Origin of the sequence: Rathayibacter sp. VKM Ac-2879 (assembly GCF_015351245.1) — a bacterium.
Lineage (GTDB): Bacteria > Actinomycetota > Actinomycetes > Actinomycetales > Microbacteriaceae > Rathayibacter.
The window spans coordinates 526,143-548,460 of the sequence record NZ_JADKSO010000001.1 but is presented as its reverse complement, the minus strand read 5'-3'; the positions used below and the strand labels follow the sequence as shown (position 1 = coordinate 548,460).

The window sequence follows — 22,318 nt, the reverse complement described above, 5'->3', positions numbered from 1 at the left end:
CGGTGCTGCCCAAGATCCTGCTGTTCTACCGCTTCGTGCCCCTCGCCGACCCCGAGGCGATCCGCCTGTGGCAGCGGGAGCTGTGCGAGGCGCTGGGACTGCGAGGCCGCCTCCTGCTGTCGCCCGACGGCATCAACGGCACGCTGGGAGGCGAGATGGAGGCGCTCAAGCGCTACGTGCGGCGGACCCGCGAGCACTCGGCCTTCCGCGGGCTGGAGGTGAAGTGGAGCGAAGGAACTGGCCTGGACCAGTCCGGTCGCAGCGTCGACTTCCCCGGGCTGTCGGTGAAAGTCCGCGACGAGATCGTGTCGTTCGGCGCACCAGGCGAGCTCAGGGTCGACGCGGAGGGAGTCGTCGGAACCGCTCCTCGGCTCACCCCCGACGAGGTGGACGCCCTTGTCGCGGACCGCGAAGACGTCGTGTTCTTCGACGGGCGCAACTCGTTCGAGGCGGAGATCGGCCGCTTCGAGGGCGCGATCGTACCCGGGGTGGCGAGCACGCGGGAGTTCGTCGAGCAGCTCGACTCCGGCGCCTACGACCACCTCAAGGGCCGGCCGGTCGTCACCTATTGCACGGGAGGCATCCGCTGCGAGGTGCTCTCGAGCCTGATGCGGGCGCGCGGCTTCGGCGAGGTGTACCAGCTCGACGGAGGCGTCGTCCGCTACGCCGAGGCCCGTCGCGACCGCGGACTCTGGCACGGCGCGCTCTACGTGTTCGACGGCCGCGGCTCGATCACCTTCTCTCCAGACACCGAGGTGATCGGCCGGTGCACGAGCTGCTCCGAGCCCAGCAGCCGTATGCGCAACTGCACCGACGTCTCGTGTCGCGCGCAGCTGGTCGTCTGTGAGTCCTGTGACACCGCCGCGTGCGCCTCGCACGCCGGCCCCACGCTCGTCGGATGAGCATCGACGCGCGCGGGCGGCTCGAGCAGCTCGGCATCGCCCGCGTCTCGTACGGGCCGTGGACCCAGCGCGTGGCCCTGACCGCGCTGCAGGACAGCGCCTCGGCCCTCCACGCCGGCGGTTCACTGCCCGAAGGAACCCGGCCGCTCAACTGACGGCCCACCCCTCGCTCGGCGGGCGTAGCGTGGGCCCATGTACCGAGCCATCGTCGTCGAACGCCACTCCGACTCCGACACCCCGAACCGCGCCCGGCTGGTCGACCGCGACGAACCCGACCGCGCACACGGCGACGTGTCGATCGCGGTCGAGTACTCCAGCGTCAACTACAAGGATGCGCTCGCACTGACCGGTCGTCCGGGGGTCGTGCGCCGCACGCCGCTCATCGCCGGGATCGACCTCGTCGGCACCGTCGAATACGCCGACGGCGCAGCCGCTGAGCGTTTCGACTCCGGCGACCGCGTCGTGCTCAACGGGGCCGGGCTCGGCGAGAGGCACGACGGCGGGCTGGCCGAGCGTGCCCGTGTCGACTCCGCATCGCTGCTCCGCCTGCCCGGAGCGATCTCGGCGGACCGCGCGGGCGCAATCGGCACAGCGGGCTTCACCGCGATGCTCGCGGTCCTCGCGCTCGAGCGGCACGGACTTCGTGCGGGCGAGGGCCCGGTGCTGGTGACCGGCGCCTCAGGAGGCGTGGGCTCGCTGGCCGTCGCGCTGCTCACCCGCCTCGGGCATGAGGTCGTCGCGTCGACCGGGCGCGTCGACGAGCACGGGACGCTCCTCCGCCAGATGGGTGCCGCTGCGGTGATCGACCGCGCAGAACTCCACGGGGGCGGGAAGCCGCTGCAGACGGAGCGGTGGGCCGGTGTCGTCGACTCGGCCGGCTCGCACACGCTCGCGAACGCGCTCGCGCAGACTCGGTGGGGAGGCACCGTCGCCGCGTGTGGACTCGCCCAGGGGCCGGATTTGCCCGCCAGCGTCATGCCGTTCATCCTGCGGGGGGTCACTCTCGCGGGCATCAACTCGGTGGAGGCGCCGCGCAAGCTCCGCGAGGAGGCGTGGCGGCGGCTCGCCCACGACCTCGATCTGGCGCTGCTCGACGAGCTGACGACGACGGTGCCGCTCGCCGAGGCGTTCGGCGCGGCCGACTCGCTGCTCGCGGGCCGCAGCCACGGGCGGATCCTCGTCGACGTACGGGCCTGAACGTGCGCAACGTCAGCTGAGAGCGCGGCTCGCGCACGATGGTGCGCGAGCCGGCGCCTCAGCTGACGTTGCGCTATCGGGCCGCTACTCGGCGGCCTCTGTGGCGCCGCTCGGCTCGGCGGAAGCGTGTTCGGAGGTGTCGGCACGGGGCTTCGCGACGCGCTTCTTCCTGACCGGACGCCGGGGCTGCTCCGACTCGCCCTGGGCGTCGTCCGCCACCGCGGGAGCCGCCTGCTGCGCGGCTTCCGGCACCACCACGAGGTCGTCGGTCTCGATCACCGGGATGGCGGCGGTCGTCGTCCCCAGCTGGAGTGCCGCGATCAGCTCGGGGGCGTGCCTGGTGCTCACGATCAGGCGCGAGTACTCCTCTCCGACGAGGTCGATCACGACGGCAGCCGCCGTGCGCTTGATCAGCAGGAAGTCCTTGCCGCCGTGGAACTTCCAGGTGCCGGCCGCGATCGTGAGCGGAACCGCGGTGCCGGGGGCTCGAATGCCGCGTACCCAGATCCAGGGATCCTCTGTCACGGTCGCCGAGCGGATGCTTGCGCGGTCGATCACGACATCGCTGCGGTGGAACGCGAGCACACGTTCGGCCGCCGACAGACGGAGTTCGAGGCGGTCGGGGAGCACGGTCACGACGGGCATGCCCCTAGTCTGCCCCGCAGCCTGCGCCGGGTGAGCGTCGGATCGCACAACGATCTCGCACCGGACGTGGGTGGCAGCATGGGGGGATGCCTCTGGACCCGGAGGAGGCCCGCCTCCTCGACACAGTGCTCGCCGATCGGCAGAGCGAGACCCGACTCGAGGTCGCCCGACTCGACGAGTCGCTCGCCGAGCTGCTCCGCGATCGAGCCGACGGCACGGCCGACGACGAGCACGATCCGGAGGGGACCCCGCTCTCGGCCGAGTGGTCGAGGCTTACCGGAGTCCGCGCGGCGCTCGGCAGGAGGACCCGCGAGCTCTCCTCAGCCCGCGAGCGCCTCGCCGCCGGAGCCTACGGCGACTGCGATCTCTGCGGCCGCCCGATCGGCGGCGCCCGGCTGGCCGCCCGGCCGACCGCGGAGCTCTGCATCGACTGTGCCCGGCAAGCCGAGGCACGTCGCTGACCCGGGTATCTCCTGAAAGCTCCCACAGCCTCCGACGCGCGAAAATCCGAGTTCTCCTGAGAGGGTTCTCCCTCGAATGCCGTCCCCACGAGGAGGGTCTCTCGCGCCGCCCCGCCCTCCGCTCGAAAGGCACACCCATGACCGAGACGTCGACCGACCGCTCGACCGGCGCCCCTCCCGCCCCCGACAAGCGCGCTTGGCGCTCGCTCGTCGTTCTGCTCGCGGGCATGTTCATCGCCCTTCTCGACACCACGATCGTCAACGTCGCGCTCCCGACCATCCGCACCACGCTGGACGCCTCGGAGTCGACGCTCTCGTGGATCATCTCGGGGTACGCGCTGGCGTTCGGCCTCGCGCTCATCCCCTCCGGCCGCGTCGGCGATCGTTTCGGGCACAAGTGGGTGTTCGTCAGCGGAGTCGCGCTGTTCACGGTCGCGAGTTTCGCCTGCGGTCTCGCGGCCGACGACGTGCAGCTGGTGATCGCGCGCGTCGTGCAGGGCCTTGCGGGAGGCATGTTCGTCCCCGCGGTCAACGCCTACATCCAGCTGCTGTTCCGCGGGCCGGCCCGCGGCAAGGCCTTCGCCGTCATGGGCGCCGTGCTCGGGGTCTCGTCGGCGCTCGGCCCCATCATCGGCGGCCTGATCATCCAAGCCTTCGGCGACGAGAACGGCTGGCGGCTGGTCTTCTGGGTCAACCTTCCCATCGGCATCGCGACCCTGGTCGCCGCGGGGATCCTCCTCCCGGCGCGCCGCGACCTCGAGACCGGCGACCGTCGGCCGAGCGGAGGCGTCGACTGGCTCGGCCTCGTGCTCGTCTCGGGCGGCCTCGTCGCCCTGCTCGTGCCGCTCATCCAGGGCGAGGAGGAGGGCTGGCCGCTGTGGACGATCCTCTCGATCGTCGGCGGAGTCGTCCTCCTCGCGGCGTTCGGCGCCTGGGAGGTCCTCTACGTCCGCCGCGGCCGGACGCCGCTCGTGCCACCGACGCTCTTCCGCCACCCCGCCTTCACCGGAGGCGTGGTACTCGCGCTCGTCTACTTCGCCGCATTCACGAGCATCTTCTTCACCATCTCCCTCCTCTGGCAGTCGGGCCTGGGCCACACCGCCCTGGAGTCGGGACTCGTCTCGATCCCCTTCGCCATCGGCAGCATCATCAGCTCCTCGCAGAGCAACAAGCTCACCGCGCGTCTCGGGCGCACCGTGCTCGTGCTGGGCAGCGGGCTGCTCGCGATCGGCCTGGCGTGGGTGTGGCTGGTGCTGCTCACCGCCACGCCCGACTCGATCAACAACTGGCAGCTCCTGCCGCCGCTGCTGATCGCGGGCGTGGGCAACGGCTTCTTCATCGCGCCGAACGTGCAGTTCATCGTGGCGACCGTCGACCCGCAGGACGCGGGAGCGGCGAGCGGGGTGATCTCGGCCATCCAGCGGATCGGCTCGGCCGTCGGCATCGCGGTGATCGGCAGCGTGCTCTTCGGAGGGCTCGTCATCACCGGCCCGGACACGGTCGCCTCGGGCTTCCTGGACGCCGCCGCGCCGGCGATGCTCCTCAGCACGGTCATGGCCGTTGCGGCGTTCGCCCTGGTCTTCGTCCTTCCGCGCTCGGTCTCGCGGCACGGCTGAGGCCCCGGCGGGCCTCGTCCGTCAGGAGCCGCCCGCTAGGGCCGAGCCGCCGCCGCGGCCTTCGCGGCGGCAGGCAGCGCGTTGACGATGCGCCCGATGGCGGTGTCGTCGTGCGCGGCCGAGACGAACCACGCCTCGAACACGGACGGCGGTAGCGAGACGCCGGCCTCCAGCATCGCGTGGAAGAACGCGGGGTAGCGGAACGCCTCCTGCGCCTGCACCTCCGCGTAGTCGCGCACGGGTCGTCCGAGATCCGTGAACATGAAGCTGAAGAGGCTGCCCGCCGTCTGCACCGTGTGGGCGACTCCCTCTCTCGAGAGAGCGGCCGAGACCTCGCGCTGCAGCGTCGCCGCCGTGCGGTCGAGGGCGGCGTAGACGGCGTCGTCCGCGAGCTGCAGCGTGCGGATCCCCGCGGCCACCGCGACCGGGTTTCCCGAGAGGGTGCCCGCCTGGTAGACGGGGCCGAGCGGGGCCAAGTGGTCCATCACCTCGGCGCGACCGCCGAGGGCGGCGACGGGCATCCCCCCGCCGATGACCTTGCCGAAGGTGTAAAGGTCGGCCCGATAGGGCGTCTCTGCGTCGCGGTTCTCGAGCGCCCACCACCCGCCGGCGCTGACGCGGAACCCGGTCAGCACCTCATCGAGGATGAGCAGGGATCCGTTGGCGTGCACCAGCTCCGCGAGCGCGGCGTTGAAGCCCGGAGCCGGCGCGACGACGCCCATGTTCGCGGCAGCAGCCTCCGTGATCACGGCGGCGATCTCGGGGCCACGCTCGGCGAACACGGAGCGCACCGCGTCGAGGTCGTTGTACGGCAGGACGAGCGTCTGGGCGGCGGTCGCGGCGGTCACCCCGGCGGAGGCGGGCAGCGACAGGGTCGCAAGGCCCGAGCCGGCCTCGGCGAGCAGCCCGTCGGAGTGGCCGTGGTAGTGGCCGGAGAACTTGATCAGCAACTCGCGACCGGTGACTCCGCGGGCGAGGCGGATCGCGGTCATGGTCGCCTCCGTGCCCGTCGAGACGAGCCGGAGCTTCTCGATGGGTGAGACGCCGCCTGCCGTGATCCGCGCCTCGACGAGTTCGGCGAGCTCGGTCTCGGCGGGGGTCGACGCGCCGAAGGAGAGGCCACGGGCCGCCGCCTCCTGCACGGCGGAGACGACCTCGGGGTGCGCGTGACCGAGCACGGCGGGACCCCACGAGCAGACGAGGTCGACGTACTCGCGGCCGTCGGCGTCGGTGATGGACGAGCCGCTGGCCGACACCATGAAGCGCGGGGTCCCCCCCACCGAGCGGAAGGCTCGGACAGGCGAGTTGACGCCTCCGGGGATCGCGTGACGGGCACGCTCGTACAGGGTGTCGTTCGCGGAGGTGGTCACTCCTCCAGGGTACGCGCTGGACGCGGGCCCCTCCCGGGAGGCCTCGTTCCGGACGAGAGCCTCGGTCCGGCGTTCGCTCGGGGGAATCTGACGACGGGCGGCTATCGGAGGAGGTCGCGGGCGATCTCGACGGCCCAGTAGGTGAGCACGGCGTCGGCGCCGGCGCGGAGGATCCCCGTCACGGACTCGAGGATCGCCGGCTCCCGCGAGATCCAGCCGTTCGCGGCGGCGGCCTCGATCATCGCGTACTCGCCCGACACTTGGTACGCCCACACCGGCACGTCCGAGACCGCTGCGACGTCGGCGAGGACGTCGAGGTAGCTCATCGCCGGCTTGACCATCACGATGTCGGCGCCCTCAGCCAGGTCGAGCGTCGCCTCCCGCAGCCCCTCGCGGCGGTTCGCCGGATCCTGCTGATAGGTCCGCCGGTCGCCCTCGAGCGTCGACTGCACGGCCTCCCGGAACGGACCGTAGAAGCTCGACGCGTACTTCGCCGAGTACGCGAGGATCGCCGTGTCGAGATGGCCCGCGCCGTCGAGCGCCGCCCGGATCGCACCGACCTGGCCGTCCATCATCCCCGACAGGCCCAGCAGGTGCGAGCCCGCCTCGGCTTGCGCGAGCGCCATCTCTTCGTACCGGAGGAGCGTCGCGTCGTTGTCCACGTGGCCCCTGGAGTCGAGGACCCCGCAGTGCCCGTGGTCGGTGAACTCGTCCAGGCACAGGTCGGTCTGCACGACCAGGGCGTCACCGACCTCCTCGACGACGACGCGGGTCGCGGCGTTGAGCACACCGTTCGGATCGGTCGCGCCGGAGCCCACCGCGTCGCGCGTCGTCGGGACGCCGAACAGCATCACGCCGCCGAGCCCCGCATCCGCGGCCTCCGTCACTGCGCGGCGGACACTGTCGAGGGAGTGATGCACCACGCCGGGCATCGAGCCGATCGCGCGCGGCTCGGTGATCCCCTCCGCGACGAAGAGCGGCAGGACGAGCTGGGCGGGATGGATGCGCGTCTCCTGCACGAGGCGGCGGAGGGCCGGGGTCGTGCGGAGGCGCCGCGGACGGTGGGCAGTCATGCCTTCCAGACTAATCCGGGGCGAGTGCGCGTCGGCCGGGAGCACAACCTCAGCTGAGACGGCGCGTCGCGCATGAGGGTGCGCGACAGCGCGTCTCAGCTGACGTTGTGCTCCCTCCCCACCCCGGCAGGTGCCCTCCGTCTCCACAGATCCGCCGTTCGGCGCTCCACGGTCTCTGCACTGGATCGAGGCTGACAGGCGTGGACGACCTTCTCACCCTCCTCAGCGCCGCCGGCGGCTTCGCGTCTGCACGAGTCCTCGCCCGAGGCGGCATCCGACGGCCAACCCTCGAGCGCGCCCTCGCGAGAGGCATCGTCCTGCGGGTCCGACGGGGCTGGTTCGCCCTCGCGACCGCCCCGCCCCTCGAGATCGCCGCCGTCCGCGCGGGCGGCGTGCTGACGTGTGTGTCCCTCCTGCACCACCTCGGGCTCTTCACGACCGACCGACCAGGTCTGCACGTCGCCCTCGGCGGATCGTCGGTCCGCGACCTCCGCGCCGGCGCCGTCGGGCACTGGCGCCAGTGGCCCGGCCAGGGTCGCCGCTCACCCTCGCAAGACGGGATCGGCGCCGCGATCCTGCATCTCGTGACCTGCCTCCGCGAGGACGACGCCATCGTCACGATCGACTCGGCGATGAACTCCGGCCGGCTCTCCCCCGAGTTGCTCGCCGAGCTGCGCGAACTGGCGCCCGCCGCCAAGCGCGCACTGTTCGACCGGGTCGACGGCAGCAGCCAGTCAGGGCTCGAAACGAAGACACGACTCGGCACGGCGCGACTGCGCGTCCGTGTCCGCACGCAGGTGCTCATCCCGGGAGTCGGGTTCGTCGATGAGATCATCGGCGAGCGACTCGTGCTCGAGAGCGACGGCTTCCGCTACCACTCGAGCGTCGAGCAGTTCCGCGAGGATCGGCGCCGCGATCTCGAGCTCGCCCGCCAGGAGTACCTCTGCCTCCGGCTCGACAACCACCAGATCATGGAGGACTGGCCCCGCACGGAGGAGGTGCTCCGCGCGCTGATCCGTCGGAGGGAGCACCGGTGGACTCCGGCGCAATGCCGACGGCACAACCTCGGCTGAGAGGCGCTCTCGCGCACCATCGTGCGCGAGGAGCCGTCTGGGCTGACGTTGTGCGAACGATCAGCGCCCGGCGCGCTCCGAGGCAACCGCGGCGACCGCGGCGATCAGGGAGGAGGCAGAGCGCTCGTCGGCGATGACGTCGACCCGAAGCCCGAACGCGCGGGCATCCTTGGCGGTCTGCGGCCCGATCGCGGCGACGAGCGTCGACTCCGGCACGGGGCCGAGCTGCTTCTGCACTTGCTCGGCCACGCTCCCCGAGGTGACGAGGATGGCGTGGACGGCACCGCTCGCGACATCGGCGACGACGCGATCCTCGACCGGTACTCCCACGGTGCGGTACGCCACGACCGAGCGCACGTCGTGGCCGATGCGGGTGAGACCCTCGGTCAGTAGCGGCTTCGCGATCTCCGACCGCAGAGTCAGCACGCGCAGAGGCCGCTTGCCGCCCGTCGCCTGTTCCCACTCGGCGAGCAGGCCGCGCGCCGAGTTGTCCTCGGACGGGACGAGATCGACGGTGTAGCCCGCCGCGACGAGAGCGGCGGCCGTGGTTTCGCCGACCGCGGCGACCTTCGTCGTCGCGGGGACGGTCGTGCGCAGGAGCGAGAGGACGTCGACGGTCGTGGCGCTCGTGACCGTCATCCAGTCGAAGGCACCGGCCTCGAGGTCGGCCAAAGCCTGCTCGAGCGCCGGGAAGTCATCGGTGGGCGCGAAGTTGATCATGGGGGCGACGACGGGGGAGGCGCCCTTGGCGCGCAGAGCGGCGGCGACGCCGTCTCCCCACGGTCCTCCGCGGGGGACGAGGATGCGCCAGCCCTGCAACGGCTTCTCCCATTGGGAGTAGGCGGCGGGGACGATCACGAAGGGGCTCCCAGGGGTGCGAGTTCAGCGGCACCCGAACTGAGAAGTGCGTCAGCGAGCAGGGAGCCGCATCGGAACGCGGCTTCGACGACGGGCAGTTCGCGACCACCATACTGCGAATCCGACGTCTGTCGATCCCCGATGGCCGATCGGGGGTCGATGAGCTCCGTGACCTCTCGAGCGAGGGAGGCTCGACCGTCGGTCGCGAAGACCACGCCGCGCAGGAGGATCCGTTCGCCTTCGAGGAGGCCCGAGGCTCCGATGGGGGCGGCACAGCCGGCCTCGAGCGCTGCGAGCAGCGAGCGCTCGGCCGTGATCGCGGCTCGCGTGGGCAGGTGCTCGACGGCCGCGAGCGCCGCGCGCAGCTCCTCCGACGGCTCCTCGTCGCGCACCTCGATCGCCAGCGCGCCCTGGCCGGGTGCGTGCGGCGACACGGCGAAGTCGAGCAGCTCGGTGATCGCCGCCGTGCGCCCGAGGCGGCGCAGCCCCGAGACCGCGAGAACGACCGCGTCCAGCGGGGCTCCGCTCCCGGGAAGCACGCGGCCGAGCCGGGTATCCACGTTGCCGCGGATATCCACGACGTCGAGGTCGGGGCGCGCCGCGAGCAGTGCGGCGCGCCGGCGGGGCGAGCCCGTGCCCACGCGCGCGCCGGGTGGGAGGGTCGCGAGGGTCGCGCCCTCGCGGGCGCAGAGCGCGTCGCGCGGGTCCTCCCGCTCGGGCACGGCGCCCAACACGAGACCGTCGACCGGGGCCGTGGGCAGGTCTTTCAAGGAGTGCACGATCGCGTCGCACTGCCCGGCGAGCAGAGCATCGCGAAGCGCACTGACGAAGACTCCCGTGCCTCCGAGGGAGGCGAGGGAGCCGCGCATGCGGTCACCGTCGGACTCGATGCGCACGAGCTCCACCGGTACTCCCGCCGCGGCCGCCATCAGCTCGGCCGTCATCCGGGTCTGCGCCACCGCGAGCGCGCTCGCGCGGGTGCCGACTCGGATGCTCACGACAGGGGGCTCCCGCTCACGGGGCGACTCCCGCCAGCGCGGGCTTGAACCCGGCGCGTACGTTCTCGCAGCAGCCGGGGCGGCAGACGTCGTACCAGGGGCCGAGCGCCGTCATCGACGGTCGGTCCTCGGTCGGCGTGCCGTGGACCCGTTCGAGGACGAGGTCGACGAGCCCGGAGACGTACACCGGGTCGGTGCCGGGCGTCGCGACCCGGAGCGCGACGAGCCCGTGCTCCTCGGAGGTCTCCATCGCCTCGTTGTCGAGGTCCCACATGACCTCCATGTGGTCGGACACGAAGCCCAGCGGCACGATCAGCAGCGCGCGGCGGCCTCGGGCGGGCAGCTCGGCGATGGCGTCGTTGATGTCGGGCTCGAGCCACGGCTGCGAGGGCGGGCCGGAGCGCGACTGGTAGACGAGTTGCCACGGCACGTCGATGTCGGTGGCCGCCGCCATGACGACCTCGGCGACGGCGAGGTGCTGGGCCTCGTAGGCGCCTCCCGCCCCGAACCCGTGCACATCGATGACGGTGCCGTCGTCGTGGCGCTCGTGCGGCCCGCTGCGCTCGGCGTCGGAGGTGGGGATCGAGTGCGTCGCGAACAGCACTTCGACCTCGCTCGCGGGGTCGAGATCCGGGAGGCGTTCGCGCAGCTCGTCGAGGCCGTCGTGCACGGCCTTCACGAACGGCATCACGAAACCGGGGTGGTCGAAGAACTGGCGCACCTTGTCGATGCGGAGCTGCCCCTCGAGGCCGGTGGCGTCCAGCGCCGCCGCGAAGTCCTCGCGATACTGCCGGCAGGAGGAGAAGGAGGAGTAGGCGCTCGTCGCGATGGCGATGAGGTTCGAGAAGCCGCGCTCCTGCGCCTCCGCCACCGCCTCGCTCAGGTACGGCGCCCAGTTGCGGTTGCCCCAGAGCACCGGGAGGGTGATGCCGCGGCGGGAGAGCTCGGCCTCGAGCGCCGCCTTCAGCGCGCGATTTTGCGCGTTGATGGGGCTGATGCCGCCGAAGTGCCGGTAGTGGTGGGCAACCTCCTCGAGACGCTCCTCGGGGATCCCGCGCCCGCGGGTGACGTTGCGGAGGAACGGGATGACGTCGTCCTGTCCCTCTGGGCCGCCGAAGCCCGCGAGGAGGATCGCGTCGTAGGCGACGGGCACCTCCACATGTTCGGGTCCGGAGGCCGCGGCGGGCGTGGCTCCGCGCACCAGCATCTCGTCGCTCATCGGAGCACCTCGGCGATCTGCTCGGCCTCGATGCGCCGGCCCGTGTAGAACGGCACTTCTTCGCGCACGTGCCGGCGCGCCTCCGTCGCCCGCAGGTCGCGCATGAGGTCGACCAGGGTGACGAGCTCGTCGTCCTCGAGCGCGAGGATCCACTCGTAATCGCCGAGCGAGAACGAGGCGACGGTGTTGGTCAGTACGGAGCGGAACCGCGAGCCTTGACGACCGTGCTGCGCCAGCATGTCCCGACGCTCGCCCTCGGGGAGGATGTACCACTCATAGGAGCGAACGAACGGGTAGACGGTCAGCCATCGGGCGGGAGCCTTGCCGCGCATGTAGGCGGGCAGGTGGTTGGCGCTGAACTCCGCGTCGCGGTGCACCCCCATCGCGTTCCACGTGGGGAGGAGCTTCAGGAGCAACTCGGTGCGGCGCAGCTCTCGGTAGGCGCGCTGCAGTTCTTCGGGTGCCGGGCCGGTGAGCCAGAGCATGATGTCGGCGTCGGCACGCAGGGCAGAGACGTCGTAGGTACCTCGGACGGTCACGCCCTCGTCGGCCAGCTGGGCGACGAGATTCTCGTACTGCGTGACGGCAGGCTCGATGGCATCGCTCGGGAGGGTGAACGGACGTGCGGAATCCCTGCGGAGAACCGCCCAGAGCGTGTATCCCAGGGCCTGATCGGAGTGATCCTGATCGGCGGGGGGCTGCGGCGCCGGAGCGGCGGCGCTCGTGTCGGGGGCGGACTGAACGGGACCCGCCGTACCGGCGGTCTGATCGGTCATTGACCCATCATCCCTCCGCTCGCGCGGATGCACAAAAGCGGGCGGGGTCTGGCGCCGCGGCGGTGGGCGCGCTAGTGCTCAGTCCTCGATAAGGCCACGGACGACACCCCAGACGACGAGCCCGACCGCAGCGGCCGCTCCGGCCGCTCCCGCCACGAGGGCGGAGGGGTTCTCGCGTCGCACCACCTGGAGCTTGTGCTCGAGGGTGCGCTGGGCGGCGCGGAGCTTGCGCGGGACGTTGACCTTGTACTCGATCGCGTCGAGGGTGGCTGCGAGCTCGCTGCGGGCGCGCTCGATGTCGGCCTTGAGCTGGCCGGGCTTGAGCTCCGCCGGATCCACGAAGCGAGGGGAGCCGCTGCTGATTGCGCGCTCAGTTGTCATAGCTGCCCACTCCCTTGAACGCCTGCACGTCCTTCTTGATGCTCTCGATCGACTCCTGCGGTACCGGCGGGACCGCCTTCTTGATCGTCCTGACGCCGATGAGTGCAAGGACCACCGCGAGCAGCAGGAAGAACACCGTCACGATGAGCGCCGACAGCCAGGCCGGCAGCCAGGAGGCGATGCCGATGATCGCGAAGGCCACCAGCGTCGCCCAGGCGGTGAGGAGGAAGAAGACGGCGACCGCGAAGAGGCCCACCGCCAGCCCCGCGCTCTTGGCCTTGCCCGCGACCTCGTTCTTGAGGGAGGCGATCTCGGCCTTGACCAGTTCGATCACGAGCCCGGGGAGGTCGCTGACGAGTTCGCCCAGCGATCGGGCGTTCTTCGGATTGCGTTCGTTCACCACGGAAGCTCCTCGAGGGTGGGACGTGCGGGCCCCGTCTGATGCGGAGGGGCCGAGAGGACGGGCACTACGCCTTGCTGGTGGAGGTGGACGACGCCGAGCCTCCGGAACCGGCCGCGGCGGCCGCCTCGTCGACCTTGGCGGCGGCCTGGCGGGCGGCGGCCGTGGCCTCCGCATCGCTCGCGCCCTGGGCCTTCCTGCCCCCGGACACCGCCTTGACGACGACGGAGCGCACGACCTCGTACGCCTTGTCGGAGACCGCGCTCAGCTGCGTCTTCGCCGCGCCGCCGACGGCACCCGCGACGTCCTGCACGGGCTGGGTCTTCCAGAGCCTGCTCGCCGCGGAGGCGATCTGCTCGTACCGCTTGCGCCCTGCGCGTGCTCCCAGCACGTATCCGGTTGCAGCTCCTGCCACGAAAAGAATCTTGCCCTTCACGCCTACTCCTCGTTCTGGATCGCTCTCGCGGATCGTCCACACGGTCGGTGACCACTCGTGGCGGGGCGCACCGCGCTCACGCGGAGGCCTGTCCCCCAGAGTAGTCGCCGCGCTCGGACTGTTCGCCGGGCGCCTCGACGCCTTGACGCACCACTCGGCGCCGGATAAGGGCGGCCGCCGCTGCGGCGTGCGGCAACACCGACGCGAGACCCGTCCCCGCGATCCAAGTGCCGGTGACCGCGATCCCCTCGACGGGTGCGAGGGCGTCGCGGAACGCCTCCAGATGGGCGCGACGCCCGAGAGCCGCCGCAGGGCGGACATTTGCCCAGCGCACGCGGGCGGAGTCGACGAGGCTCGCGGGGGCGAGATCGACGCCGAGGAGGACGGAGGCGTCGCGCCGGGCGATCGCGGCCACCTCCTGCTCGCCCAGCCCCTCCAGTGGCGGGCGTTCGCCGGGGCGCCCGTACGAGAGGCGCAGCACGTGTCGCCCGGGGGGCAGGGCGGCGGCGAGCCACTCCCACTTCGCGGTCGCGTGGGTGAGCGCTTTCGCGGTCACGTCGCGCGCCGTCGGGGCGACGAGAACACCGGAGCCGCGCGGCGCGGCATCGAGTCGGGGGTCGTCGACGACGAGGGTCACCAGCTCGACCGAGTCCTCCGGCGTCTCCTCGCCGCGTGCTCCCGGCGCGAGCTCGGCGAGCAGGGCGCGGGCATCGCGTTCGGACGTGGCGACGATGACTGCGCGCGCGGCCAGCGCCTCCTCCTCGGCGAGACGGAGCACGAAGCCGCCCTCGGCGCTCTCGATCGCGGCGACGGGAGCGGCGGTGCGGATCTCGCCCGAGAGGTAGTCGATCCGCTCGACGAGCGCGGCGACGAGGCGGTGCATCCCGCCTTCGAGCCCGCGGACGGCGGCACCGGCCGGCAGATTGGCGCGAAGGGCCGAGACAGCGCCGGCGAGCGAGCCGGCTCGCGTGATCGCACCGTTCAGCCCGGGCGCCGCGGCATCCACGTCGATGTCCTGCGGTCGGCTCGAATAGACGCCGGAGACGACCGGGGCGACCAGGTCCTCGAGCACTCGCTCGCCCATCCTGGTGCGCACGAGCTCGGCCAGCGAGTGGGCGCGCCCGATGCGGAGCACCGGCATCAGCGTGTCCAGCCAGGCGCGCCAGGCGCCTCGTCGGCCGATCGCGTGCATCACGTCGGGCGCGAGCGGCGTTCCGGGGATCCCGAGGATGCCCGCTCGCGGCGACGGGACGGAGCGTCCGCCCGAGAGGTGCAGCCACGACCCGCCGGCGCGGGGCTCGACGATCGACTCGGCGAGCGGACGCCCCTCGAGCGTGAGCCCGGCGAGCGCCGCGGCGACGTGACCGCCACGAGTGGCGAAGCTCTCGGCTCCCGCGTCGAGCACCATGCCGGCGATCTCGAGCTCGGCGACCGAGCCGCCCAGCTGCTCGCCGGCCTCGAGCACCACGACCCGCAGGCCGATGCGGAGGCACTCGGCCGCGGCGGCGAGGCCCGCGACTCCCCCGCCGACGACCGCGACGTCGTACTGCTGCGCGGCGGAGCCGGTCACGGGCGCCAGTCGTGCACGAACGCGACGAGGCGCGTCAGCACGTCGGGGTCGGTATCGGGAGGCACACCGTGCCCGAGGTTGAGCACGTGCGCGGGAGCGCTGAGGCCCCGGCGGAGGACGTCGTCGACGTGGGCCGAGAGCACCTCCCACGGAGCGCTGAGCAGAGCGGGGTCGACGTTGCCCTGCACCGGCGCGAAACCGCCCAGTCGATGGTTGGCCTCGTCGAGAGGGATGCGGTAGTCGACCCCGACCACGTCGGCGCCGATGGCGTGCATGGCCGCCAGCAGCTCGCCCGTGCCGACACCGAAGTGCACGATGGGCACGTTGCGGCGCACCCCCCCGTGCTCGAAGGCCAGGTCGCGCACGTGCGCGAGGGCGCGGGCGGAGGCGGGGGCGACGTGCTCCGTGTAGTCGGCGAGCGAGAGAGCGCCCGCCCACGAGTCGAACAGCTGTGCGGCACTCGCCCCGGCGAGCACCTGCGCGCGGAGGAAGCGACCGGTGACCTCGGCGGTCCACTCCATCAGCTGGGCCCACGCGCTGGGGTCGGCGTGCATCATCGTGCGGGCACGCAGATGGTCCTTCGAGGGGCCGCCCTCGACGAGGTATGCGGCGAGGGTGAACGGCGCTCCGGCGAAGCCGATCAGTGGAGTGTCGGCGAGGCCCTCGACCGTGCGCCGCACGCCCTCGCGGATCGGCTCGAGCGTCTCGTCGAGCACGGCGGGATCGATGGCGGCGAGTTCGGCCACGTCGGCGGCGGTGCGCACCGGCTTCTCGAGCACCGGTCCACGTCCGGGCACGATGTCGACTCCCACGCCCGCGAGGCGCAGCGGGATCACAATGTCGCTGAAGAAGATGCCTGCATCGACGCCGTGACGGCGGACCGGCTGCAGCGTGATCTCGCTCGCCAGCGCCGGGTCGAGGCAGGCGTCCAGCATCGCGGTGTCGGTACGCAGGGCGCGGTATTCGGGGAGGCTGCGACCGGCCTGGCGCATGAACCAGACGGGCGTCCGCTCGGGCCGGTCCGAGCGGTAGGCCCGCAGGAGGGCGGAGTCGGCGGTGCGCCCGTCGGAGAGGGGGTGCGGCGGATCGAGCAGGCCGTCGGTGGGGGAGGTCACCGCGGCATTATTCCAGGCCTACCCGAGATCGCCCGGCCCGTCCGACCGCGGGGCGTCACCCGGACCGACGCGCGTCCGTCCATTCCTCGCCCACGCCGAGCCGACCCTCCTCGACCGCGCGTAGACTGATGTGGTGCTTCTGTGTCTGACGGCGTCGCACAAGAACGCCAGCTTCGATCTCCTCGAGAAGCTCTCCGTCGACTCCTCCGTCGTCGCCTCGGCCCTCGCGGACGGCATCGACTTCGTTTCGGGAGCGGTGGTCGTCGCGACCTGCAACCGCTTCGAGGCCTACCTCGACATCGACGAGCCGTTGACCGCCGCGCGGGCCGTGGCCGTCGAGGCCGCGACCGCCGCCGTCAGCGCCGCGACGGGCGTCGAGCAGGACGAGCTGCGCGGCAGCGTCGAGATCGTGTCGGGTGATCGGGTGGCCGAGCACCTCTTCGCGGTGTCGAGCGGACTCGAGTCCGTCGTCGTCGGCGAGGGAGAGATCGCGGGCCAGGTTCGCCGCTCGCTCGAGGAGGCGCGGCGCCTGGGGACCACCTCCTCCGAGCTCGAGCGTCTCTTCCAGCGCGCCTCACAGACCTCCCGCGGCATCAAGAACCGCACCGGGCTCGGCAGTGCGGGGCGCTCGCTCGTGCGTCTCGCGCTCGACCTCGCCTCCAGTCGAGTTACCGACTGGCGTGCCGCGCGCGTGCTGCTCATCGGCACGGGCAGCTATGCCCGAGCCACGGTGGCGGCGTTGCGCGATCGGGGAGTCGTCGACATCGCCGTGCACTCCCCCTCCGGCCGTGCAGAGGGTTTCGCGACGCGGCGGGCCCTGCGCCCGATCGAGGGCAACGACCTCGCCGTCGAGGCGGTCGCTGCCGATGTCGTCATCACGTGCACCACGACGGCCGGGCCGGTGCTCGACGCCTCCCTGCTCGCCCAGGGTCGCCTCCGGGGCTTTTCGCGCGAACGTCAGCTCGTGATCGATCTCGGCCTTCCCCGCAACGTCGCTCCCGATGTGACGAGCGTCACGGGAGTCGAGCTGCTCGACCTCGAGACGATCGGCCTGCACGCGCCGCTCGACGTCCTCGATGCGTCCGAGCAGGCCCGAGCGCTCGTCGGCAAGGCCGCCCGGAAATTCTCGGACGTCGCCGACGAGAAGAGCCTCACCCCGGCGGTGGTCGCGTTGCGCTCTCACGTCTTCGACGCCCTCGACGCCGAGATCGAGCGCGCTCGCTCACGGGGCGACGACGGCCGCACCGAGCAGGCGCTCCGTCACCTCGCGGGCGTTCTCCTGCACACTCCCAGCGTGCGGGCCCGCGAGTACGCCCGCGCCGGCGAGCAAGAGGCGTACCTCACCGGGCTCGAGGCGCTCTTCGGCATCACGGTCCCCGCCGAACCGGTCGCCGCCCGCCCCGCCCTCGCCGAGGACACCGCCGAGACCGCGTGAGCACGCCCCTCCGGCTCCCGTTCGACGCCGAGCCGCTCCGCCGTGAGCCGCTCGAGACCGAACGCCTCCTGCTGCGCCCGCTCTCGTTCGCGGACGCCGACGACCACGCCCGCTACCAGGGTGACGCGGAGGCGGTGCGCTACCTCCGTTGGCCCGTCCGCACCCCCGAGGAGTCGCGGGCACATCTGCGCGTCCGTCTCCCGTCGACGAGGCTCGCCGCCGACGGCGACGTCGTCGTGCTCGCGATCGTCGCGCGCGAGGGCGCGCTGGCCGGCCGCGTCATCGGGGACCTGACCCTGATCGCCTCCTCCCTCGCGCACGCGAGCGTCGAGGTCGGCTGGGTCGTGCACCCGGAGGCGCAGGGGCGCGGCCTCGCGAGCGAGGCGGCTCGCGCCCTGATTGCCCTCGCCTTCGACGAGCTCGGCGCGCACCGTGTGGTCGCTCAGCTCGACGCGCGCAATGCCGCCTCCGCCCGCCTCTGCGAGCGGCTCGGCATGCGGCTCGAGGCGCACCACCTCGACGACGAGTTCTGCAAGGGCGAGTGGACCTCGACCCTCGTCTACGCCCTCCTCGCCCGGGAGTACCGCGCACGCTGAGCAGCCTCCTCCGAGGAGCAGCGGGAGCCTCGGGTCCCGCGAAGGCGCGGTCCCGAGGCACGACCTCGGGCTACGCGCCTCGCAGCCCTGCGGAGAGGTACGCCTCGAGCTCGGCGAGCGGGATGCGCTCCTGCCGCATCGTGTCGCGGTCTCGCACCGTCACCGCGTCGTCCTCGAGCGAGTCGAAGTCGACGGTGACGCAGTACGGCGTGCCGATCTCGTCTTGGCGGCGGTAGCGGCGGCCGATCGCACCGGAGTCGTCGAAGTCGACGTTCCAGAGCTGGCGCAGCTGGTCGGCCACCCGGCGCGCGAGCGGAGAGAGCGCCTCGTTGCGCGAGAGCGGCAGCACGGCGACCTTCACGGGCGCCAGACGCGGGTCGAGGTGCAGCACCGTACGCGTCTCGACCTTGCCCTTGGCGTTGGGAGGCAGCTCCTGCTCCTCGTAGGCGTCGACCAGGAACGCCATGAGCGCGCGGGTCAGACCGAAGGACGGCTCGATCACGAAGGGCACGTAGCGCTCGTTCTTCGTCTGGTCGAAGAACGAGAGGTCTTTGCCCGAATGCTCGATGTGGGTCTTGAGGTCGTAGTCCGTGCGGTTCGCGACGCCCATCAGCTCGCCCCACTCGCCCGAGGCGAAGCTGAAGCGGTATTCGATGTCGACGGTGCGCTTGGAGTAGTGGGAGAGCTTGTCCTTGGGGTGCTCGTACTGGCGGATGTTCTCCGGGTTCAGCCCGAGGTCGACGAACCAGTCCCAGGCGAGCTGCATCCAGGTCTCCTGCCACTCCTCGTCGGTGCCCGGCTCGACGAAGAACTCGAGCTCCATCTGCTCGAACTCGCGGGTACGGAAGATGAAGTTGCCGGGCGTGATCTCGTTGCGGAACGCCTTCCCGATCTGACCGATGCCGAACGGCGGCTTACGGCGCGCGCTCTGGAGGACGTTCGCGAAGTTGGTGAAGATGCCCTGCGCGGTCTCGGGGCGCAGGTAGTGCAGGCCGGACTCGTCGTCGACGACGCCCAGGTAGGTCTTCATCAGTCCCGAGAACTGCTTGATCTCGGTCCACTGGCCGATCTTGTCGGGATGCTCCGGGTCGGGGATGTCCGCGAGGCCGTTGACCGGGGGGTGGCCGTTCACCTCTTCGTACTTCTCGAAGAGGTGGTCGGCACGGTAGCGCTTGTGGGTGATGAGCGACTCGGTCAGCGGGTCGGAGAAGACTCCGACATGCCCGGAGGCGTGCCAGATGGCGGTGGGCAGGATCACGGCGGAGTCGAGGCCGACCACGTCGCCGCGGCCCTGGACGAACGCCTTCCACCACTGGCGCTTGATGTTCTCTTTGAGCTCGACGCCGAGGGGCCCGTAGTCCCACGCGGAGCGCGTGCCTCCGTAGATCTCCCCCGAGGGGAAGACGAACCCGCGATGCTGCGCGAGGGTGATGACCTTGTCGAGGGTGGTGGTTTCTGCCACGGGGAGCTCCTCAGCTGTTCGGGCGCACGGGGCCCTGGCGCACGCCGGCTGCGCGCGTCCTTCTGGTGTGCCCCCATGGTAGCCGCGGGGCCGATGATGGGAGGATGACCGCCCTGCCTCCCCTCGTCGTCTCCGCCGTCGCCGTCCTGCGCGAGCGCCGGGTGCTGATGGTGACCGCGCGCGGTCGCGACGTGCTCTACCTCCCGGGCGGCAAGGTCGACCCCGGCGAGACGGGAGCGGAGGCGGCGGCGCGCGAGGCCAGGGAGGAGCTGGGCGCCTCCCCCACGAGCCTCGACGAACTGTTCACGGTGCGCGCTCAGGCGCACGGCGAGCCGGAGGGCCGCGAGGTGCACATGCGCGTCTTCGCCGCCGAGCTCGACGCCGCGCCGCGCCCGAGCGGCGAGATCGACTCCCTGCACTGGGTCGCCTCCGTCGACGCCCACCGGTGCCCGCCCGCCGGCGTCGAGACGCTGGAGCGTCTCCATGCCCTCGGGCTGGTCGACTGAGGGCGCGTCGGAGCGGGGCCCCGTCGGCGACTAGCCTCGTGGCGTGGAGACGAGACGGCGAGCGCGCGACCGGTCGACGAGCGAGCACGCGGGGGTCCTCGAGCCCGTGCGGCTAGAGGCGGCGGTGCCGATCCTGCGCATCTTCTCGGTCGCGAAGGCGGGCGAGTTCTACGTCGACTATCTCGGCTTCGCGGTCGACTGGGAGCATCGCGCGACCCGCGACGCGCCGCTCTACCTCCAGGTGTCGCGGTCGGGCCTGCGTCTGCACCTCAGCGAGCACCACCGCGACGGGAGTCCCGGGGTCGCGGTGCACGTGGCCCTCCGCGGAGTCCACGAGCTGCACGCCGAACTCGACGCGAAGGCCTATCCCTACCTCAATCCGAGGATCACCCGCACGCCGTTCGGCTTCGCGCTGGACGTGATCGACCCGTTCGGCAATCAGCTGCGCTTCGCCGAACCGGCTCCGGAGGCGGCCGGCCGCTAAGCGCGGGCCCTCCTGTTCCTGAGAAGAGCCTGACCAAGCGTTCACCGCACGTGGATGCAGTTCGGACGCCGATCGCCTAGCGTTGAGTAAATGGCTTCACCGGGGACGATCGAAGGGTCGACAGCGACCAGCACTTCAGCGAGCGTCCGACGCCCCCGACTCCGCCTGGGGAGCGTCGCTCCGCTGGCCGCGGGAACGGTGGGCTCGCTCGCGATCCTCGCCGGGTCGCTCGGCGTCGGCTATCTGCCCCATAACTCGGGCATCCGCGATTGGCCGCTCGTCGCGACCATCCGCGCGACGGGCTGGCTCTCGGAGGCGAGCGCCGTCCTGGTCATCGGAGGCGGCCTGCTCCTGCTCGTCGCCTGGCTGCGGCTGCGAACGGTCGCCCTCGCCGACGGGCCGGGTGCGCTCCGCACGATCCTCGTCGCCGCCCTCGCCTGGTCGGCACCGCTGCTCGTGAGCGTGCCGCTGTTCAGCCACGACATGTTCTCGTACGTGGCCCAGGGGCGCTTGATGGTGCAGGGCATCGATCCCTACACGAACGGCGTCGCGACGCTCCCCGGCTGGTTCGCGCTCGGCGTCGACCCGCTGTGGGCCAACACGCCCACGCCCTACGGACCCCTTTATCTCGTGATCGAGCGCACGGCCGTGCAGTTCGCGGGCTGGAACTTCCCCGAGCTCTCGATCGCGATGCTCCGCGCCGTCTCGGTGGCGGGAGTCGTCGTGGCCGCGGTGTACACCATCCGTCTCGCGCGGCTGCGCGGCCTGTCGACCTCGCTCACGGCGTGGACGGTCATCGCCAACCCGCTCACCCTCGTGCTCTTCATCGTCGCGGGGCACAACGACTCCGTGATGCTCGCGGCGATCCTCGCCTCGCTCTACTACGCGCAGACCGATCGGAGGATCGCGGCGGTCGTGCTCATGGGCGCGGCGATCGCAGTCAAGCCGATCGCGATCCTCGCCCTGCCCATCCTCGCGCTGCTGTGGCTGCGCCACGACGCGAGCTGGCGGGAACGCGTCCGCGTCTGGGCGTGGAGCGGGGCCGGAGCCCTCGGTCTCGTCGTCGCGGTCGGCCTCCTGGCGGGGGTGGGGGTCGGCTGGGTCGCGGCGATGGTCGTGCCTGGTGCGATCCTGCACTGGTATGCGCCGATGTCGTTCGTGTCGGTGCTCACCTCGACGGCGGTCGAGGCGACGGGGCACGACCCCGCCGGCGCGATCGCGCTCGTGAAGATGCTCGCGCTGGCCCTCGCCGGTTTGATTGCCGCAGCCCTCATGCTCTCGCGACGGGCGATCGATCCGTTCGCCCGTCTCTCGGGCGCACTGCTCGCCTTCGTCACGGCGTCCACGGCGATCCACCCCTGGTACGCGCTGTGGATCCTGCCGATCGCGGCCCTCTCGCGCCGCTGGAAGAGCGCGCATGTGCATCTCGCCGTCTACGCCTCGATCTTCCTCATGGCCGTGACGCTTGCCGAGCCCGTCGATGGCGGAGGCGGCACCCTCGACCAGATTCCGGCTCGTGTTGCGACGATCGCGGCGATCGCGGTCATCGGGCTGTACGTCGTGCTCGGGTACACCGACGAGGAGCGGGTCGACTTCGGCCGCCTCATCCATGCGGTGCCGTTCGGCTCAGAGGTACTCCGGCGGATGAGCGGCGGCCGGGTCGTCGAGCGCGGCTTCGTGCACTCGGGCTTCCGCGACTAACGGCGCGCGGGAGGGGATCCCCTTCAGCACCTCTGCACGATGAT

The 22,318-nt window shown here is 71.7% G+C and carries 23 protein-coding genes and 1 pseudogene; 11 read left to right on the top strand and 13 right to left on the bottom strand.

The genetic code is table 11. The features are described 5' to 3' along the window. The first annotated feature begins 2 nt into the window (after nt 1-2). The 3 genes and pseudogenes from ITJ45_RS02655 to ITJ45_RS02645 all read left to right on the top strand — a co-directional run bounded on the left by ITJ45_RS02655 (nt 3) and on the right by ITJ45_RS02645 (nt 2,099). Nucleotides 3-902, top strand: a complete 900-nt coding sequence (locus tag ITJ45_RS02655; protein WP_194607275.1) for a rhodanese-related sulfurtransferase — start codon at nt 3-5, stop codon at nt 900-902. A gap of 17 nt (nt 903-919) precedes the next feature. Next, nucleotides 920-1,057: pseudogene (locus tag ITJ45_RS02650) on the top strand (isocitrate lyase/phosphoenolpyruvate mutase family protein); the annotation flags it as partial. Between the two features lie 37 nt (nt 1,058-1,094). After that, nucleotides 1,095-2,099: an MDR family oxidoreductase gene (locus ITJ45_RS02645; protein ID WP_194607274.1), complete on the top strand. Its 1,005-nt coding sequence runs from the start codon at nt 1,095-1,097 to the stop codon at nt 2,097-2,099. 84 nt (nt 2,100-2,183) lie between these two features. On the opposite strand, the gene ITJ45_RS02640 is transcribed toward ITJ45_RS02645, so the two are convergent. After that, nucleotides 2,184-2,744: a hypothetical protein gene (locus ITJ45_RS02640; RefSeq protein ID WP_228493412.1), complete on the bottom strand. Its 561-nt coding sequence runs from the start codon at nt 2,742-2,744 to the stop codon at nt 2,184-2,186. An 86-nt stretch (nt 2,745-2,830) separates the two neighbouring features. Here ITJ45_RS02640 and ITJ45_RS02635 point away from each other — a divergent pair, with 86 nt between their 5' ends. Together ITJ45_RS02635 and ITJ45_RS02630 are read left to right on the top strand one after the other, a co-directional pair. Beyond that, complete coding sequence (locus tag ITJ45_RS02635; protein WP_194607273.1) at nt 2,831-3,205, top strand: TraR/DksA family transcriptional regulator; 375 nt, start codon at nt 2,831-2,833, stop codon at nt 3,203-3,205. A gap of 137 nt (nt 3,206-3,342) precedes the next feature. Next, nucleotides 3,343-4,821 (top strand): MFS transporter, encoded by a 1,479-nt coding sequence (locus ITJ45_RS02630; RefSeq protein ID WP_194607272.1) that lies wholly within the window; start codon nt 3,343-3,345, stop codon nt 4,819-4,821. 35 nt (nt 4,822-4,856) lie between these two features. Here ITJ45_RS02630 and hemL read toward each other — a convergent pair whose 3' ends face one another. Both hemL and hemB read right to left on the bottom strand, forming a co-directional pair. Continuing rightward, complete coding sequence (gene hemL, locus ITJ45_RS02625; RefSeq protein ID WP_194607271.1) at nt 4,857-6,191, bottom strand: glutamate-1-semialdehyde 2,1-aminomutase; 1,335 nt, start codon at nt 6,189-6,191, stop codon at nt 4,857-4,859. 101 nt (nt 6,192-6,292) lie between these two features. Next, nucleotides 6,293-7,264: a porphobilinogen synthase gene (gene hemB / locus ITJ45_RS02620; RefSeq protein WP_194607270.1), complete on the bottom strand. Its 972-nt coding sequence runs from the start codon at nt 7,262-7,264 to the stop codon at nt 6,293-6,295. A gap of 200 nt (nt 7,265-7,464) precedes the next feature. On the opposite strand from hemB, the gene ITJ45_RS14280 reads away from it, so the two are divergent. Further along, the gene (locus ITJ45_RS14280) at nt 7,465-8,337 is read left to right on the top strand and encodes an endonuclease domain-containing protein (protein WP_194607269.1); all 873 of its coding nucleotides are present in this window, start codon (nt 7,465-7,467) and stop codon (nt 8,335-8,337) included. A 60-nt stretch (nt 8,338-8,397) separates the two neighbouring features. Here the strand turns inward: ITJ45_RS14280 and ITJ45_RS02610 are convergent, their stop codons facing one another. The 9 genes from ITJ45_RS02610 to hemE all read right to left on the bottom strand — a co-directional run bounded on the left by ITJ45_RS02610 (nt 8,398) and on the right by hemE (nt 16,090). Continuing rightward, on the bottom strand, nt 8,398-9,192 hold the full coding sequence (locus ITJ45_RS02610; RefSeq protein ID WP_194607720.1) for a uroporphyrinogen-III synthase: 795 nt from the start codon (nt 9,190-9,192) through the stop codon (nt 8,398-8,400). Next, nucleotides 9,192-10,139: a hydroxymethylbilane synthase gene (gene hemC, locus ITJ45_RS02605; protein ID WP_228493511.1), complete on the bottom strand. Its 948-nt coding sequence runs from the start codon at nt 10,137-10,139 to the stop codon at nt 9,192-9,194. The genes ITJ45_RS02610 and hemC overlap by 1 nt, the downstream gene beginning before the upstream one ends. A 70-nt stretch (nt 10,140-10,209) precedes the next feature. Beyond that, entirely contained in the window at nt 10,210-11,412 is a 1,203-nt protein-coding gene (locus ITJ45_RS02600) for a ferrochelatase (protein WP_194607267.1), read from the bottom strand. Further along, nucleotides 11,409-12,188, bottom strand: a complete 780-nt coding sequence (gene hemQ, locus ITJ45_RS02595; RefSeq protein ID WP_194607266.1) for a hydrogen peroxide-dependent heme synthase — start codon at nt 12,186-12,188, stop codon at nt 11,409-11,411. Before hemQ ends, ITJ45_RS02600 begins: the two co-directional genes overlap by 4 nt. A gap of 78 nt (nt 12,189-12,266) precedes the next feature. Next, nucleotides 12,267-12,569 (bottom strand): DUF3618 domain-containing protein, encoded by a 303-nt coding sequence (locus ITJ45_RS02590; RefSeq protein ID WP_194607265.1) that lies wholly within the window; start codon nt 12,567-12,569, stop codon nt 12,267-12,269. After that, the gene (locus ITJ45_RS13955; RefSeq protein ID WP_323742829.1) at nt 12,559-12,969 is read right to left on the bottom strand and encodes a phage holin family protein; all 411 of its coding nucleotides are present in this window, start codon (nt 12,967-12,969) and stop codon (nt 12,559-12,561) included. The genes ITJ45_RS02590 and ITJ45_RS13955 overlap by 11 nt, the downstream gene beginning before the upstream one ends. A 67-nt stretch (nt 12,970-13,036) precedes the next feature. Next, nucleotides 13,037-13,384 carry a hypothetical protein gene (locus ITJ45_RS13950; RefSeq protein WP_323742828.1) on the bottom strand — a complete coding sequence of 116 codons (348 nt, stop codon included), beginning with the start codon at nt 13,382-13,384 and terminating at the stop codon, nt 13,037-13,039. Between the two features lie 97 nt (nt 13,385-13,481). Further along, nucleotides 13,482-14,975, bottom strand: coding sequence for a protoporphyrinogen/coproporphyrinogen oxidase (locus tag ITJ45_RS02575; RefSeq protein ID WP_323742827.1), 1,494 nt, complete (start codon nt 14,973-14,975; stop codon nt 13,482-13,484). Further along, nucleotides 14,972-16,090 (bottom strand): uroporphyrinogen decarboxylase, encoded by a 1,119-nt coding sequence (gene hemE, locus ITJ45_RS02570; protein ID WP_323742826.1) that lies wholly within the window; start codon nt 16,088-16,090, stop codon nt 14,972-14,974. Before hemE ends, ITJ45_RS02575 begins: the two co-directional genes overlap by 4 nt. A 133-nt stretch (nt 16,091-16,223) precedes the next feature. Here hemE and ITJ45_RS02565 point away from each other — a divergent pair, with 133 nt between their 5' ends. Both ITJ45_RS02565 and ITJ45_RS02560 read left to right on the top strand, forming a co-directional pair. Next, a complete protein-coding gene (locus tag ITJ45_RS02565; RefSeq protein ID WP_194607263.1) occupies nt 16,224-17,525 on the top strand; it encodes a glutamyl-tRNA reductase in 1,302 nt (433 codons plus the stop codon). Then, on the top strand, nt 17,522-18,121 hold the full coding sequence (locus tag ITJ45_RS02560) for a GNAT family N-acetyltransferase (protein ID WP_194607262.1): 600 nt from the start codon (nt 17,522-17,524) through the stop codon (nt 18,119-18,121). Before ITJ45_RS02565 ends, ITJ45_RS02560 begins: the two co-directional genes overlap by 4 nt. Before the next feature lie 70 nt (nt 18,122-18,191). Here the strand turns inward: ITJ45_RS02560 and ITJ45_RS02555 are convergent, their stop codons facing one another. After that, nucleotides 18,192-19,583: a glycine--tRNA ligase gene (locus ITJ45_RS02555; RefSeq protein ID WP_194607261.1), complete on the bottom strand. Its 1,392-nt coding sequence runs from the start codon at nt 19,581-19,583 to the stop codon at nt 18,192-18,194. Nucleotides 19,584-19,687: 104 nt separating this feature from the next. Here ITJ45_RS02555 and ITJ45_RS02550 point away from each other — a divergent pair, with 104 nt between their 5' ends. The 3 genes from ITJ45_RS02550 to mptB all read left to right on the top strand — a co-directional run bounded on the left by ITJ45_RS02550 (nt 19,688) and on the right by mptB (nt 22,274). Continuing rightward, nucleotides 19,688-20,089 carry an NUDIX hydrolase gene (locus ITJ45_RS02550; protein WP_194607260.1) on the top strand — a complete coding sequence of 134 codons (402 nt, stop codon included), beginning with the start codon at nt 19,688-19,690 and terminating at the stop codon, nt 20,087-20,089. Nucleotides 20,090-20,132: 43 nt separating this feature from the next. Further along, nucleotides 20,133-20,573 carry a glyoxalase superfamily protein gene (locus ITJ45_RS02545; RefSeq protein WP_323742825.1) on the top strand — a complete coding sequence of 147 codons (441 nt, stop codon included), beginning with the start codon at nt 20,133-20,135 and terminating at the stop codon, nt 20,571-20,573. Between the two features lie 90 nt (nt 20,574-20,663). Beyond that, nucleotides 20,664-22,274, top strand: coding sequence for a polyprenol phosphomannose-dependent alpha 1,6 mannosyltransferase MptB (gene mptB / locus ITJ45_RS02540; RefSeq protein ID WP_194607259.1), 1,611 nt, complete (start codon nt 20,664-20,666; stop codon nt 22,272-22,274). The last annotated feature ends 44 nt before the right edge of the window (nt 22,275-22,318 follow it).